Annotated in this window: 18 protein-coding genes; 9 read left to right on the forward strand and 9 right to left on the reverse strand. The window is 75.6% G+C overall.

Going from position 1 to position 14,397, the window contains the following annotated elements:
• Nucleotides 1-36: 36 nt before the first annotated feature.
• Both MA879_RS00085 and MA879_RS00090 read right to left on the reverse strand, forming a co-directional pair.
• A complete protein-coding gene (locus MA879_RS00085) occupies nt 37-1,125 on the reverse strand; it encodes a polyprenyl synthetase family protein (protein ID WP_248122152.1) in 1,089 nt (362 codons plus the stop codon).
• A complete protein-coding gene (locus MA879_RS00090) occupies nt 1,122-1,610 on the reverse strand; it encodes a MarR family winged helix-turn-helix transcriptional regulator (RefSeq protein ID WP_248122154.1) in 489 nt (162 codons plus the stop codon). The genes MA879_RS00085 and MA879_RS00090 overlap by 4 nt, the downstream gene beginning before the upstream one ends.
• 118 nt (nt 1,611-1,728) lie before the next feature.
• Between MA879_RS00090 and idi the strand changes: the two genes are divergently transcribed.
• Nucleotides 1,729-2,301 carry an isopentenyl-diphosphate Delta-isomerase gene (gene idi, locus MA879_RS00095; RefSeq protein WP_248122156.1) on the forward strand — a complete coding sequence of 191 codons (573 nt, stop codon included), beginning with the start codon at nt 1,729-1,731 and terminating at the stop codon, nt 2,299-2,301.
• Between the two features lie 75 nt (nt 2,302-2,376).
• Here the strand turns inward: idi and trxA are convergent, their stop codons facing one another.
• On the reverse strand, nt 2,377-2,787 hold the full coding sequence (gene trxA / locus MA879_RS00100; RefSeq protein WP_248122164.1) for a thioredoxin: 411 nt from the start codon (nt 2,785-2,787) through the stop codon (nt 2,377-2,379).
• A 139-nt stretch (nt 2,788-2,926) separates the two neighbouring features.
• On the opposite strand from trxA, the gene aroQ reads away from it, so the two are divergent.
• Nucleotides 2,927-3,373 (forward strand): type II 3-dehydroquinate dehydratase, encoded by a 447-nt coding sequence (gene aroQ / locus MA879_RS00105; RefSeq protein ID WP_248122166.1) that lies wholly within the window; start codon nt 2,927-2,929, stop codon nt 3,371-3,373.
• A 109-nt stretch (nt 3,374-3,482) separates the two neighbouring features.
• Nucleotides 3,483-3,965, forward strand: a complete 483-nt coding sequence (locus MA879_RS00110) for a pyridoxamine 5'-phosphate oxidase family protein (protein ID WP_248122167.1) — start codon at nt 3,483-3,485, stop codon at nt 3,963-3,965.
• Between the two features lie 79 nt (nt 3,966-4,044).
• On the opposite strand, the gene MA879_RS00115 is transcribed toward MA879_RS00110, so the two are convergent.
• The 3 genes from MA879_RS00115 to MA879_RS00125 all read right to left on the reverse strand — a co-directional run bounded on the left by MA879_RS00115 (nt 4,045) and on the right by MA879_RS00125 (nt 7,117).
• Nucleotides 4,045-4,872 (reverse strand): aldo/keto reductase, encoded by an 828-nt coding sequence (locus tag MA879_RS00115; protein ID WP_248122169.1) that lies wholly within the window; start codon nt 4,870-4,872, stop codon nt 4,045-4,047.
• Entirely contained in the window at nt 4,869-6,047 is a 1,179-nt protein-coding gene (gene rlmN, locus MA879_RS00120; RefSeq protein ID WP_470365342.1) for a dual-specificity RNA methyltransferase RlmN, read from the reverse strand. Before rlmN ends, MA879_RS00115 begins: the two co-directional genes overlap by 4 nt.
• A gap of 272 nt (nt 6,048-6,319) precedes the next feature.
• The gene (locus tag MA879_RS00125) at nt 6,320-7,117 is read right to left on the reverse strand and encodes an oxygenase MpaB family protein (RefSeq protein WP_248122173.1); all 798 of its coding nucleotides are present in this window, start codon (nt 7,115-7,117) and stop codon (nt 6,320-6,322) included.
• Nucleotides 7,118-7,373: 256 nt separating this feature from the next.
• Between MA879_RS00125 and MA879_RS00130 the strand changes: the two genes are divergently transcribed.
• Entirely contained in the window at nt 7,374-7,664 is a 291-nt protein-coding gene (locus MA879_RS00130) for a three-helix bundle dimerization domain-containing protein (protein ID WP_248122175.1), read from the forward strand.
• 38 nt (nt 7,665-7,702) lie between these two features.
• On the opposite strand, the gene MA879_RS00135 is transcribed toward MA879_RS00130, so the two are convergent.
• The gene (locus MA879_RS00135; RefSeq protein ID WP_248122177.1) at nt 7,703-8,950 is read right to left on the reverse strand and encodes an isochorismate synthase; all 1,248 of its coding nucleotides are present in this window, start codon (nt 8,948-8,950) and stop codon (nt 7,703-7,705) included.
• 90 nt (nt 8,951-9,040) lie between these two features.
• Here MA879_RS00135 and MA879_RS00140 point away from each other — a divergent pair, with 90 nt between their 5' ends.
• From MA879_RS00140 to MA879_RS00155, 4 genes are all read left to right on the forward strand, one after another.
• Nucleotides 9,041-9,760, forward strand: coding sequence for an arsenate-mycothiol transferase ArsC (locus MA879_RS00140; RefSeq protein ID WP_248122185.1), 720 nt, complete (start codon nt 9,041-9,043; stop codon nt 9,758-9,760).
• A gap of 43 nt (nt 9,761-9,803) precedes the next feature.
• Nucleotides 9,804-10,118: a metal-sensitive transcriptional regulator gene (locus tag MA879_RS00145; protein ID WP_248122187.1), complete on the forward strand. Its 315-nt coding sequence runs from the start codon at nt 9,804-9,806 to the stop codon at nt 10,116-10,118.
• A gap of 65 nt (nt 10,119-10,183) precedes the next feature.
• Nucleotides 10,184-10,402 carry a heavy-metal-associated domain-containing protein gene (locus tag MA879_RS00150; protein WP_135030430.1) on the forward strand — a complete coding sequence of 73 codons (219 nt, stop codon included), beginning with the start codon at nt 10,184-10,186 and terminating at the stop codon, nt 10,400-10,402.
• A gap of 3 nt (nt 10,403-10,405) precedes the next feature.
• Nucleotides 10,406-12,904: a heavy metal translocating P-type ATPase gene (locus tag MA879_RS00155; protein WP_418001198.1), complete on the forward strand. Its 2,499-nt coding sequence runs from the start codon at nt 10,406-10,408 to the stop codon at nt 12,902-12,904.
• A gap of 22 nt (nt 12,905-12,926) precedes the next feature.
• Here MA879_RS00155 and MA879_RS00160 read toward each other — a convergent pair whose 3' ends face one another.
• Complete coding sequence (locus tag MA879_RS00160) at nt 12,927-13,343, reverse strand: DUF4259 domain-containing protein (RefSeq protein ID WP_248122189.1); 417 nt, start codon at nt 13,341-13,343, stop codon at nt 12,927-12,929.
• A 64-nt stretch (nt 13,344-13,407) separates the two neighbouring features.
• Entirely contained in the window at nt 13,408-13,629 is a 222-nt protein-coding gene (locus tag MA879_RS00165) for a hypothetical protein (protein WP_248122191.1), read from the reverse strand.
• Between the two features lie 106 nt (nt 13,630-13,735).
• Between MA879_RS00165 and MA879_RS00170 the strand changes: the two genes are divergently transcribed.
• A complete protein-coding gene (locus MA879_RS00170; RefSeq protein ID WP_248122193.1) occupies nt 13,736-14,287 on the forward strand; it encodes an SRPBCC family protein in 552 nt (183 codons plus the stop codon).
• Nucleotides 14,288-14,397: the final 110 nt, after the last annotated feature.

A 14,397-nucleotide genomic window follows, 5' to 3' on the forward strand; every position in this document is an offset into this window, starting at 1 on the left:
CGCGCCGGCGTCCGGTCGGGGCGTGGGGATCACGGCTCAGGCCTCCCGGTGCAGGATGTGGTGGCACGTGGCCACGAACTCGGCGCGCTCGGCGGGCCCCAGCGGGAGCCCGTCCAGCAGGGCGCGGGCGCGGTCCACGAGGTCCGCGGCGACGTCGGTGGCATGGGCCACCGAGCCGGCCGCCACGAGCGCCTCACGGGCCTCGTGCACCGCCTTGGCCAGCTCCGCCAGGTCCGCGCCCCCGCGCTCGGCGCGCGTCACGCGCTCCAGGGCCGCCCGCACCCGAGGGTCCCGCCGGCCGTGGGCGGTGATGAGCGTGGCCTTGCCCTCGCGCAGGTCGGCGTCGTCCGCCTTGCCGGTGCGCTCGGGGTCGCCGGTGGTGCCGAGGACGTCGTCGATCACCTGGTAGGCGATGCCCAGCAGCGCCCCGGCCTCGGCGAGGGCGTCCGCGTGCGCGGGCGCGGCGCCGGCCAGCAGCGCCCCCGCACGCAGGGGCTCCTCGAAGGTGTAGCCGGCGGTCTTGAGCCGCTCCATGGTGAGGATGCGCTCGGTGGGCGGGTGCTCCCCGGCGTGGCGGTGCAGCGTGAAGAGCACGTCCTCCAGCTCGCCGGCGGCGGCGGCCGTCGCGGCCCGGAACACCGCGGACGACGCCGCCGCGCCGCGGGCCGGGTCCTCGGCGCACGTGACGGCCAGGCGGAACGCCTCGGTCAGCAGGACGTCCCCGGCGATCACCCCCGCCGAGCGGCCCAGGTGGGCGTCCTCCCCCGCCGGCGCCCCCGCCTCCGCCGCCTCCCGGCGGTAGAGCTCCGCGACGGTGGGCCGGCCGCGGCGGACCCTGTCCCGGTCGATCACGTCGTCGTGGACGATCAGCGCGGCGTGCAGCAGCTCGAAGGCGGCGCCGAGGCGGGCCACCGAGCGCGGGCGCGGGGCGTCCGGGTCGGCGGCGGTGCGGTAGCCGAGGTCCACGAGGCGCGGGCGGATCAGCTTGCCGCCCTCGGTCTGCTCGCTCAGCCGGTCCCACAGCACGTGGAAGGAGGCCGGGGCGTCCTCCCCCAGCGGGCGGCGGGCGAAGACGCCGGCGAGCTCGGCGCGCACGGCGGCTGCGGCGTCGTGGCGGGGGCTCATGCGGCGGTCTTCTCCCGGTCGGCGCGGGCGGCGAGGTCGTCCCGCCAGGCCTCCATGTGGCCGGCGGTACGCTCGAGGAACCGCAGCACCGCGGCGGCATCCTCCTCGGAGGTGTCCGCGAGGACCTCGCCGACGAGGCCCACCATGCGCTGGACCTCCGCCATGGCCCGCTCCCGCGAGGACTCGACGGCACGCACCACGGTGCGGCGGCGGTCCTCCGGGTGGGGCTCGCGGACGGCGTGGCCGGTGGCCACGAGGCGGCCCACCACGGCGGTGGCGGAGGCGGTGCTCAGGTGCAGGGCGCGGGCCAGCTCGGTGGGCCCCATCGGTCCGCGCATCAGCAGCGCAAGCGCGGCGTAGTCCGTCTCGTTCAGATCCATGAGGCGGCGCATCTGGGCGCGCACCTCGCCGTGGAGATGGACGATCCGGCGCAGTGCGCGCGCGTGCTCGGTCACCCCGGTGATCGTCGACGGCATCTCCGCCATGCACCCCTCCTCCGACCCTGCTGTGTCTCTCGACTGTCTAATAGTATGGCCGTCGAACCGAACATCGCCATCCGTCGCGGACACCCGCGCCCGGACGACGCAGATCCGAGAGGCCCCCGTGGACCGACCGCCCCCCGCGCCCGCCGACCCGACCGCGCCCACCGAGCTCGTGGTCCTGCTGGGACCCGACGGCGAGCCCTCCGGCACCGCGCCGAAGTCCACGGTGCATCGGAGCACCGCCGAGGGCGGCACGCCCCTGCACTTCGCATTCTCCTGCCACGTGTACACCCCGGACGGCCGGTTCCTGCTCACCCGCCGCGCCCTGGGCAAGAAGGCGTTCGCCGGGGTGTGGACCAACGGGTTCTGCGGCCACCCCGGCCCGGGCGAGGACCCGGCCGCCGCCGTCGTGCGCCGGGCCCCGCAGGAGCTGGGCATCGCGGTGCGGGACGTGACCCCGCTCCTGCCGGACTTCCGCTACCGCGCCGCGGACGCCGGCGGCGTGGAGGAGAACGAGGTGTGCCCGGTGTTCCGCGCGGTGGCGGACGCAGACCCGGACCCGGTGGCGGATGAGGTGGCCGAGTGGTGCTGGGTGACGCCCGCCGACCTGGCCGCGGCCCTGGAGGCTGTGCCGCGCGCGTTCAGCCCGTGGCTCGTGCAGCAGTGGGAGCAGGGGGCCTTCGACCCCGCCTGACGCCCCCTCCCGGAGACGACGACGGGGCCGTCGCACGCTGCGGCGGCCCCGTCGGGACTCGGGGGCGGGTGCGGCTCAGCGGCCGGCGTCGCCCTGCGCGGGCGCCTCGCCGGCCTGCTCCTCGCCGCCGGCCTGCTCCTCGGCCACGCGGCGGACCTCGGCGATGTCCAGGTCCTTGACCTGCTCCAGGAGCTGGTCCAGCGCCTGGCCCGGCAGCGCGCCGGCCTGGGAGAACACCAGGACGCCACCACGGAACGCCATCAGCGTGGGGATCGACGTGATGCCGGCCATCGCGGCCAGCTGCTGCTGGTCCTCGGTGTCCACCTTCGCGAAGACCACGTCCTCGTGCTTGTCCGAGGCGGCCTCGAACACGGGGGCGAACTGCCGGCACGGACCGCACCAGGAGGCCCAGAAGTCCACGAGGACGGTGTCGTTCTCGGCGACAGTGGTGCCGAACTGCTCGAGCGTGAGGTCGGTGGTGGCCATGGGGCGGCTCCTTCGGGATCGGGTGCGCCGTGCCCCGCGGACGCGGGGCGGCGTCGTTCCCCCGGGCCAACGACGCCGCTGGAGATGCTATTCCGTGGCCCCTCCCCGGCGACCCCCGGGCGTGCGTAGGGTGGCGGGCATGAGCACCCCCCTGCCCCTGCTGGTCCTCAACGGGCCCAACCTCAACCTGCTGGGCCTGCGCGAGCCGGAGGTGTACGGCACGCAGACCCTCGACGACGTCCGCGCCCTCGCCGAGGAGCGCGCGGCCCAGCACGGCCTCACGGTGGACGTCCGGCAGTCCAACCACGAGGGCCAGCTGATCGACTGGATCCACGAGGCCCGCACGGGGCACTGCGGCGTCCTGATCAACCCGGGTGCGTACAGCCACACCTCCGTGGCCATCCGGGACGCGCTCGCCGCGGTGGAGGTGCCGATCGTGGAGGTGCACATCAGCAACGTCCACCGCCGCGAGGCGTTCCGGCACCACTCGTACGTGTCCGCCGTGGCGGATGCGGTGATCGTGGGCGCGGGCGTGGACGGGTACGCCCTGGCCGTGGAGTGGCTGGCCCGCCGCGTGCGGGCCTGAGCCGGCCCGCCAGGCCTCGCGCGGGATCGCCCCCTGACCCTAGCGTCGGCATCACGATGTCCGCGGACAGCCCGCGGACCGCACGACGTCCCCGACGAAGGAGACCGAGATGGTTGACAAGGATCCCCGCATCGAGCTGCTCGAGAAGGTCGAGGAGGCCGGCATCGCCATGCTGACCACCGCGCACCCGGACGGCACCCTGGAGTCCCGCCCCATGGCGGTGCAGGAGGTGGAGACGGAGCCGGGCGTGCTGTGGTTCATCACCCGCGCCTCCGGCGACGCCGCCCAGGACGCCGAGGGCCGCCCCGTGAACGTGGCCGTGCAGGACAAGGGCTTCTGGGCCTCCGTGGCCGGGCACGGCGCGATCGTCCGCGACGACGAGCGCAAGCGCGAGTACTGGAACTCCGCCACCGAGGCGTTCTTCGGCGAGGGCGCCCAGCCCGAGGACCCGGAGATCGTGCTCGTGCGCGTGCAGGCTGAGTCCGCCGAGTACTGGGACTCCGGCGCCGCCTCCACCGTGGTGGAGCTCGTGAAGGCCAAGGTCACCGGCGGCGAGGCCCGCCCGGGCGACCACGACACCGTGGAGTTCTGAGCACCCGCCCGACCCGCGACGACGGCGACGCACCCACGCAGGGTGCGTCGCCGTCGTCGTGCGTGCGGGGCGCGTCCGGTCAGAGGCCGAAGGTGAGGGGGTCCTGCCGGGCGGGGGCGCCGGTGTCCGCGGCGTCCAGGGCGGCGACCTGCGCGGCAGTGAGCTCCACGCTCCGCGCGGCGAGGTTCTCCGCCAGGTGCGCGGGCGAGCCGGAGCGCGGGATGGCCACGCGTCCGCTCGCCCGGTGCCACGCGAGCACCGCCTGCGCAGGGCTCACCCCGGCCTCCTGGGCCACGGCGCGCACGGCCGGATGAGCGAAGACGTCACCGCCGCGGCCGAGCGGCGTGTACGCCACCACGGCGGCCCCGTGCCGGCGGGTGGCCTCCTGCACGGCCCGCTGCTGGATGAGCGGGTCCACCTGGATCTGGTTGACGGCGGCGGTCAGGCCGTCGGCAGCGAGCGCGTCCAGGTGCTCGGGCAGGAAGTTGGACACGCCCCAGCCCCGCAGCGAGCCCGCCGCCCCCGCGAGCGCAGCCAAGGACGCGGCGGCGTCCCGGTAGGTGCCCTCCTCGGGGGTGCGCCACGGGTTCGGCCAATGGAGGAGCACGAGGTCCACGGCGTCCAGGCCGAGCCGCTCGAGTGAGGTCCCGACGGCGGCGCGCACCCGATCCACGCCGCCGAAGGCGTCCGCGGTGAGCTTGGTGGTCACGAACACCTCGTCCCGCGGCAGGCCGGAGGCCCGCAGCGCGGCCCCCACCTCGGCCTCGTTGCCGTAGGCCTGGGCGGTGTCCAGGTGACGGTAGCCGAGGGCGAGGGCGTGCTCGATGGCGGCCTGTCCCGCGGCGCCGGTCAGCCTGTAGGTTCCGAGGCCGAGGGCGGGCGGCGAAAGGGCCGGGTCGGGGCTCACGCCTGATCCTCGTCCTCGGCCGCGAGCTGACCGCATGCCCCGTCGATCTCCTTGCCGCGGGTGTCGCGGAGGGTCGCGGGGATGCCGGCCGCGTTGAGCCTGTCCACGAACTCGCGGGTGACGTCCGGCTCGGAGGAGGTCCAGATGGAGCCGGGCGTCGGGTTGAGCGGGATGGGGTTGACGTGCACCCAGCCCTTGCCGCGGGCATTGAGCTTCTTGGCCAGCAGGTCCGCGCGCCAGGCGTGGTCGTTCATGTCCTTGATGAGCGCGTACTCGATGGACACGCGGCGGCCGGTGGCGGCGAAGTAGTCGTAGGCGGCGTCGATGGCCTCGTCCGCCTTCCACCGCGAGTTCACCGGGATCAGCTCGTCGCGGAGCTCATCGTCCGGGGCGTGCAGGGACAGCGCGAAGGTCAGCGGCACGCCCTCCTGGGCGAGCTTGCGGATGGCCGGCACCAGGCCCACCGTGGAGAGCGTGATGTTGCGGGCGCTCATGCCCAGGCCCTCCGGGGCCGGGTCCACCATGCGGTGCACCGAGGCCATGACGCGCTTGTAGTTGGCCAGCGGCTCACCCATGCCCATGAACACCACGTTGGTGACGCGCTCGGCGTCGTGCCCGCCGTCCTTCCGCGTGCCGCCGAGCTCGCCGGCGGCGATCGCCTGGTTGGCGCGGACCACCTGCTCCACGATCTCCGCGGCGGACATGTTGCGGGTCAGGCCGTTCTGGCCGGTGGCGCAGAACGGGCAGTTCATGCCGCAGCCGGCCTGGCTGGACACGCACAGGGTCACCCGGCCGGGATAGCGCATGAGCACGGACTCCACGAGGGCGCCGTCGAACAGCCGCCACAGGAACTTCACTGTGTCCCCGCGGTCCGTGGTGAGACGGCGGACCTCGGTGAGCAGCGGCGGGAAGAACGCCTCCGCGATCTCCTCCCGCTTCCCCTTGGGCAGGTCCGTCATCTGCTCGGGGTCCGTGGTGTGGTGCTCGAAGTAGTGCACGGAGAGCTGCTTGGCACGGAACGCGGGCAGGCCGATCTCCTTGGCCTTCTCCTGCCGCTCGGTCAGCGTGAGGTCCGCGAGGTGCGTGGGCGGCTGGGACACGCGCGGCTGCTTGAACTGCAGCTGCGGTCGGCCGTCCGGGCCCATCGGCTGGGTCCAGCCCTCGGTCTTCGGCATCACCTGGGGGCGCTCGGCGGTGGCGGCCTCGCGGCGCTTGGGCGCGGAGAGCTGGTGGCCGACGCCGACGCGGCGCATGCGCTCTCGGTCCTCAGCGAGCTGGCGCGCCTCGGACTCGTCGATCAGGCCGCGCTCGGGGCGGCCGAGGGCCGGCTTGCCGGCGCGGTCCTTCTGGCGGTTCGGGGTGGGCTTCGATCCGGGGCGGCGGGGCTGATAGTCAGACATCGACACCATTCTCCCACCCGTGTGCCCTGCCCCGGCGCGGCGCGCGGTCAGGACGACGCCGGCAGCCGCCGCACCGTCCACGCCGCCACCGCGCCGCGCACTCGGCGGGGCAGCCGCGGGTAGACCGCGCGCACGAGCGCCCAGAGGCGGGCCTCGCGGCGGGAGTCCCGCCCGGTCCAGGACCAGCCGAACCCGGCGCGCACCCGCGGGGGCAGCATCCCGGCGGTGACGAATCGCGCGAGGGGCAGCGCCGCCCGCAGCGGCGCGGGCAGGCCCTGGCCGGAGAACAGGTCGACGGCGATCGCCCGCGCGTCGTCCGTGACCTCCAGGCGCGCGACGGCGGCGTCCCAGTACCGCTGGAACGCGGCCCGGTCCGCGGGCCAGGCCCCCGCGGGCACGCCCAGCGCGGTGGCGAGCACGGCGTACTCCCGCAGGAGGCGCTCGGCGTCCGCCGGATCGAGGACACCCCAGAGGCGGTGGCGCACCTGCTCCCCGGCCCAGTACAGGGTGGCGGCCACCCAGAGCTGCGCGTCGGGGTCGTCCGCGCGGTAGGGCCGCCCGCCGCCGTCCACACCGCGCACGCGCGCGTGCTGCGCCTCGACCATCCCCACGACGGCCGCGCGCGCAGGCGCGGCCTCGGGGAGGGTCACCGCGCAGATGTACCCGAGGGTGTGCCGCAGCCGCCGCAGCGGGTCCTCGGTGAAGCGGGAGTGGGCGGCCACGCCGGCGCCGACGCGCCGGTCCGCCACCTGGAGCAGGATCGCGGCGCCCGCCCCGGCCAGGATCGCGGCCTCGCGGGCCATCTCGGCGGCGCGGGCGGGACCGCGGGCGGGGACGGGTGACATGGCAGGACCTCCTGCCGGGACCCTACCGGCCGCGTGACGGGGCTACGGCGGTTCATCCCTCGTTCACCTTCCCTCCGCGTCACGCGCTCCTCCCGGGGCCCGTCTCTTGCACTTCTCCGCGGAGCGAGTATGGTGGTTAACAAGTTGTTCACCTTCCGTTCACTCAACGGGCGGAGGGGGGACCCCACAGACCTCGCGGGCCCCGCCCGCCTCAGCACCACAGAGGCCCCGGCCTCGGAAGGACACGGTGATCACGGTGACCACCCCCCTGACCGACCACCACATGCCCACCACTCCCAGCCCCCTCATGCAGCGCCACGTGCTGGCCCGCGTCACGGACACGCTCGTCCGCCGCTTCGACGGCACCGTGGCCCCGGCCGAGGTGCGCGCCACCGTGGAGCAGGCCTTCGCCGACCTCAAGGCGGACGCCCGCATCACCACCTACCTGCCGGCCCTGACCGAGCACGAGGCCACCCGCCGCCTCGAGGCCCTCGCCGCGGCTCCGGCCCGCACGGCGGTCCCCGCCACGCAGCTCTCCGCCGCCTGACCGTCCGCACTCCCCGCCGCGCCCTCGGGCTCGCCCGCTCAGGCGAGCCCGAGGGCGCGGCGCATGGGCAGGAGCTTCGCCGTCACCTCGGCGACCTCCTCCGCCGGCACCGCGCCGGGCACGATGCCCCCGCCGGCCTGCAGGCGGACCCCGCCGGGCACCTGCTGACCGCAGCGCAGGGCCAGGGCGATCTCTCCGTCGCCGGTCTCGTCCAGCCATCCCACCGGCCCGGCGTACCGGCCGCGGTCCACGGGCTCCACGTCCCGGATCACCGCGAGCGCCGCGTCCCTCGGCGTGCCGCCGACCGCCGCGGTGGGGTGCAGGGGCGCCACCACGTCCAGAACGGCGCCCTCACTCGACCGCAGGCGGCCGCGCACGGACGTGGAGAGGTGGTGGACGTTGGGCAGGGTGAGGACCTCGGGTGCGGGGTCGTCGTCCTCCAGCTCGACGACGGGCGCCAGCGCCTCCACCACGGAGCGGGCCGCCCAGCGGTGCTCCTCGGCCAGCCGCGGGTCGGCGGCCAGGTGCTCCCGGTGGCGGGCGTCCTCGGCCGCGTCCGCGCTCCGTGGCGCGGAACCGGCCAGCACGCGCGAGGTCACCTCGCCGCGCCGGCGCGTGGCCAGCATCTCCGGGGTGGCGCCGATCAGCCCCCCGACGGCGAACACCCACGTCTGCGGGTACTGCGCGCGCAGGGCCTCGAGGGCGCCCCACAGGGCCTGCTCGTCCGCGGGGACGGTGTCCGTGCGGCTGACCACGACCTTGCCGAGCGCCCCGCCCGAGGCCGCCATGCGGTCCAGGACCTCGCGCACGCCGGCGGCGTAGCCGGCGTCGTCCCAGGCGGCGGCGGGGTCCTCGGGCGTCAGGGGGACGTCGTCGTCGGGCATCAGGCGGGCGTCCGCGTCACGGGAGACCGCGGCGTGCAGGGCCTCCTCCGTCATCCCCACGGGCACCTCGACGGGCTCGCCGCCGTCCGGATCGGCCTCGAGGACCCGCGCCGGGACGCGGAGCACGGAGGGAGCGGGCGAGGCGTCGTCGAACACCGAGGACACCCAGGCCAGCGCGGGCGCGGACGGGTCCGGCCGCGCGGCCACTGCGGCCCGCCACATCGCGGAGAGCCGTGCCAAGCGGCGCGGCCCCGTCAACAGGACCGTCCAGCCGCCGACCCCCACCCGCATGTGCCCCTCGCGGGCCCAGACCAGGGCGCGGGCGACGGCGGGGGCGGTGCCGTCGGGTCGGTCCGCGGCGAGGGCGGCGAGCGCGGCGGCACTCGGGGAGGGGGTGGGCATGGCCCCCATTGTCTCCCACCGTCCCACCGGGGCGGCTACCGTGGTGGTCCTCGGCGCGGATCCGACGCGCCCTCGACCCGAAGGACCCGCATGGCGCCCCTTCCCGCTGACCTCTCGTCCACCGGGGACGTCCCCCTCGATCCGACCGGGGCCATCCCCGTGGTGCGGGCGGCGCCGGAGGGGATGCCGGCGCACGTCCTGGAGCGCGAGGCGGAGCGCCTGCACGCCCGCTACCCGGAGCTCGGCGACCTCGCCTCCGTCCACGCCCTGCTGCTGGACTCGTACGCGCGGCTCGCGCGGACCAGCCGTCACCCGGAGCTGCTGGCGTCCACCGCCGCGAACGACGCCGCCGCGCGCCTACGCGCGAAGGCGATCGTCGCGGGCACGCTCGAGTCGCGGAACCCGCGGGTGCTGTTCGTGTGCCACGGCAACGCGGGCCGCTCCCAGATGGCGGCCGCCCTGCTGGAGAACCGCTCCGGCGGAGCGGTGAAGGCCCGCTCGGCCGGCACCTCGCCGGCCGGCTCCGTGCTGCCGCTGGCCCTGGACGCCATGAGCGAGATCGGCCTGCCCCTGCACCACGCCGTCCCCAAGCCCGTGGATCCGGACATCCTGCGGGCGGCCCAGACCGTGGTGCTCCTCGACGGCGCGGAGCCGTTCGACGTCCCCGAGCACGTGGAGGTGCAGCGCTGGTCCGTGCCGTCGATCCGCGGCATGGGCATCGAGCAGGTGCGGGGCGTGCGGGACGCCCTCGACCTGCAGGTGCGCGGCCTGATCGCCGAGCTGCAGGAGCAGGAGCCGGGCGCCGCCTGACACCCGGTGACAGGGTACCCCCTGGGGGTATATGATCGGGGGCATGGAGCACGATCAGCACGCCGGCCACGGCTACGCGCCGCAGCGCGAGGCCTACCTCAAGCGCCTCAAGCGCGTCGAGGGTCAGGTCCGCGGGATCCACCGCATGGTGGAGGAGGACGTCTACTGCATCGACGTCCTCACCCAGGTGGCCGCGGCCACCAAGGCCCTGCAGGCCGTGAGCCTCGGCCTCGTGGAGGACCACCTGCGGCACTGCGTGGCGGACGCCGCCGTGCAGGCCGACCAGGAGGACCGCCAGGAGATCGTCGACGCCAAGGTGGCCGAGGCCACCGCCGCGATCGCCCGGCTGCTGCGCTGAGACGCTCCGCCCGGGGCGCGCGCCCGCGCACCCCGTCGCCCCTTTGATTTGAGAGGACCGGCACCATGACCACCACCACCCTGAAGATCGACGGCATGACCTGCGGCCACTGCGTCTCCTCCGTGCAGGAGGAGATCGGCGAGCTCGAGGGCGTCACCGCCGTGGACGTGGACCTGACCGCGGGCGGCGTCTCCACCGCCACCGTCACCTCCGAGGCCGAGCTCGACCCCGCGCAGCTGCGCGCCGCCGTCGAGGAGGCCGGCTACCGCACGGTGGAGGGCTGACCCGTGGCCGAGCCCGCCCCCCGCACCGCACGCGAGGCGTCCGCCGGCCCCGTGGCCCCGGACGCCACCCGCCGCGTGGACCTCGACATCACCGGCATGACCTGCGCGTCCTGCGTGGGGCGCGTGGAGCGCAAGCTCGGCAGGATCGAGGGCGTCAGCGCCTCAGTGAACCTGCCGCTCGAGCAGGCCGCCGTCACCGTGCCCGCGGGCGTGACGGACGAGGACCTGGTGGCCGCCGTCGAGAAGGCCGGGTACGGCGCCACGGTGCGCCGCCCGGCCGCCGCCCCGGCCCGCCACGACGACGACGCACACGCCCCGCGTCCCGGGCACGACGGCGACGCCGCCCCCGAGGCGCACGACCTGGACCACCACGGCGCGGGCCCCGCCGAGGGCCACGACCACCTGTCCCACGGGCCCCAGGAGGACGTGCTGAAGCCCCGCCTGATCGGCGCGGCGCTGCTCACCGTCCCGCTCGTGCTGATCTCCATGGTCCCGGCCCTGCAGTTCCCGCACTGGGGGTGGGTGGCGTTCGCCCTGGCGACCCCCGTGGTGCTCTGGGCGGCATGGCCGTTCCACACGGCCGCGTTCCGGGCGGCCCGGCACGGCTCCTCCACGATGGACACGCTCGTGTCCGTGGGCGTGCTGGTGGCGTACCTGTACTCGGCCGTCGAGCTGGTGCTGGACCCCGGCATGACCGCCCACGTGGGCGACGGCATGGCCGGCATGGCCGGCATGGCGCAGCACAGCCTGTACTTCGAGACGGCCGCGGTGATCACCACGTTCCTGCTGCTCGGCCGCTTCCTGGAGGCCCGCGCCAAGCGGGAGGCGGGCGCCGCGCTGCGCGCCCTGCTGGACCTCGGCGCCGCGCAGGCCACCCTCCACGACCCCGCCACCCGCGCCGAGCGGACGGTGCCCGCCGCGTCGTTGCAGGTGGGCGACGTCGTCGTGATCCGCCCCGGCGAGAAGGTCCCCACGGACGCCGAGGTCCTCGAGGGCCGCTCCGCCGTGGACGTCTCCCTGCTCACGGGCGAGTCCGTCCCGGAGGACGTGGGGCCCGGGGACGCGCTGACTGGGGCGACGCTGAACACCTCGGGGCGGCTGATCGCGCGGGCGACCCGGGTGGGCTCGGACACCACGCTCGCGCAGATGGGCCGCCTCGTGGCCGACGCCCAGACCGGCAAGGCCCGGGTGGCCCGCCTCGCGGACCGAATCTCCGCGGTGTTCGTGCCGATCGTCCTCGTCATCGCGGTGCTCACCTTCGCCGGGTGGCTGCTGGCCACCGGCGGGGACTTGCCCACGGCGCTGCGCGCCGGCGTCGCCGTCCTGGTGATCGCGTGCCCGTGCGCGCTGGGCCTGGCGACGCCGGTCGGGCTGCTGGCCGGGACCGGGCGGGCCTCTCAGCTGGGCATCCTCATCCGCGGCCCCGAGGTGCTCGAGGACTCCCGCACCGTGGACACGATCGTGCTGGACAAGACCGGCACCGTCACCGAGGGCCGGATGCGCCTCGCCGCCGCCACCCCCCTCGCTTTCGTTCGGGGAACGGCCGGCGCGTCGGACGCTTCCACGCGGGAGACGGCGCCCGCCCCGGTCTCCGCCGACGACGACGCCCCGCACCTTCCCGAGGACGCCCTCCTCGCGCTCGCCGCGGCGGTGGAGTCGGGCTCGGAGCACCCGATCGGCAGGGCCGTCGTGGACGCCGCCCGCGAGCGCGAGCTCGACGTTCCCGCGGTGCAGGCCTTCTCCTCCACGGCCGGCGGCGGCGTGCGCGGCACGGTGGCGCTGACCGACGGCCCGGCCGCCCACCGCGTGGCCGTCGGGCGGACCTCCTTCCTGGAGGCCGAGCTCGGCGCCGACGCCCTGACGGCCGCCCACCGCGCCGCCCTCGCGGACGCCGAGGCCGCCGGCGCCACCGCCGTGTGGGTGGCCGTCGACGGCCGCCCGGCCGGGATCTTGGCGGTGCAGGACACCGTGAAGCCCTCCTCCGCGGCGGCGATCGCCCGGCTGCGCGAGCTCGGGCTGCGCCCGCTGCTGGTGACCGGGGACAACGCCGCGGTGGCCGCCCAGGTGGGCGCCGCCGTCGGGATCGCCCCCGAGGACGTGATCGCCGGTGTGCGCCCCGAGGACAAGGTGGACGTGGTGCGCCGGCTCCAGGGCGAGGGCGCCGTCGTCGCCATGGTGGGCGACGGCGTCAACGACGCCCCCGCGCTGGCCGCGGCCGACGTGGGGATCGCGATGGGCTCGGGCACGGACGTGGCCCGGGAGGCCGCGCAGATCACCGTGCTGGGCTCGGACCTGGACCAGGTGGTGCAGGCGCTCGACCTGTCCCGGCGGACCCTGCACATCATCCGCACGAACCTGTTCTGGGCGTTCGCGTACAACACGCTCGGCATCCCGGTGGCGGCCGCCGGCCTGCTCAACCCGATGATCGCCGGCGGCGCCATGGCCGCCTCCTCCGTGCTCGTGGTGCTGAACTCGCTGCGGCTCACGCGCTACGCGCGCTGAGGAGCGCCCGCGGCCTGCGCGGTCAGCCCGGCAGGCCCTCCTCCTGGGAGACCCGGGCCCACTCCTCGCGCTCGCCGGCCTCGTTCCACAGGCCGTAGAGCTCGGAGGCGGCCGGGTCGTGCACGGTCACCCCGATCAGCTCCCGCAGGGCCTGCAAATCCTCGTCCGTGAACTGCGCCAGGAAGTCCTCCAGGTCCAGCTCGTCCGTGCCGGCGATCTCGTGGAGAGCCGGGGCGGCCGGGGAGGCGGCGTCCTGCGCCACGCGCACCACGGCGCCGAGGGCGATCAGCTCCGCGCCCGAGGCCGCGTCGATGTAGCCGTCCTCCTCGGAGCGGAACGTGCCGCGGCGCTCCTCCAGCCGGAAGGTCCCATCCAGGATCTGGTCCACCAGGTCCTGAGCGTCGTCGTTCTCGAAGACGTGGATTCCCCATGCGCTCATGGCCTCACCCTAGACCCGCCCCACGGCAGGGCGCACCAGCGGAGGCGGGACCGATCGGGTGCGGTCAGCCGACGGCGGCGCGGCGCTCGGCGGCGACCACGCCCGGCAGGTGCGCCGTGGTGCCCTCGAGGTCCGTGAGGACGTCCCACACGACCGACGGCGGCGTGAGGACGTAGCGGTCCAGGGACAGCTGCCAGGACCGGCGGGGCGCGTCCGCTGCGCAGCGGAGGCCGGCGTCGGCATCGGCGGGGCGGGAGGCGGACCGGTCGGAAAGTGTCGCGGCCATGGAGCTCCTTCGCGGGGAGGGGCTGGAGGAGGAGACGGTCGGGGAGGACGCGGGCGGGCGCACCGTCGGGGTGCCGCACCGCCGAGGCTAGTCCTAGGGTGAGCCCATGGACATCCCCTCCTCCGCCTCCCCCGTCGACGACGCCCGCCACCCCTCCGACCCCGCCGCCGTCCGCCCGTCCGCCGCCGTCCAGGCCGGCTGGCCGGAGCGCGTGGACGCCGGTCCGCACCGCGTGGCCTACCGGCACACGGTGGCCGCGCCCGCCGAGGAGCTCTGGGCGATGCTGGCCGATCCGCACCGCCACCACGAGGTGGACGGCTCCGGGACGGTGCAGGCGACGGTGGTCGGTCCCCACCGGCTGGCCGCGGGCGACCGGTTCACGGTGGCGATGCGGAAGTTCGGCGTCCCGTACCGGATGACGAACACGGTGACCGAGGCTGAGGCGAGCCGCGTGATCGAGTGGCGCCACCCGGCCGGGCACCGCTGGCGCTGGGAGTTCCTCGACGCCGGCGAGGGCGTCACCGAGGTGACCGAGACCTTCGACTACTCGTGGGCCCGGCCGGCCGTGCGCCGCGCGTACGAGCTGCTGCGGGTGCCGGCGGACAACGGGCGGGGCATCCAGTCGAGCCTCACGCGACTGGCGGGCCGCCACCTCTGAGCAGACCGCGCCTCCGTCGGCACTTTCGTTCGGGAAACGGCGGCGTGTCGGCGCACTTTCGTGCGGGTAACGGTCAGCCCTCGCGCCGTTTCCCGAACGAAAGCGGGGGG

It is taken from the genome of Micrococcus lacusdianchii, assembly GCF_023155805.1.
Lineage (GTDB): Bacteria > Actinomycetota > Actinomycetes > Actinomycetales > Micrococcaceae > Micrococcus > Micrococcus lacusdianchii.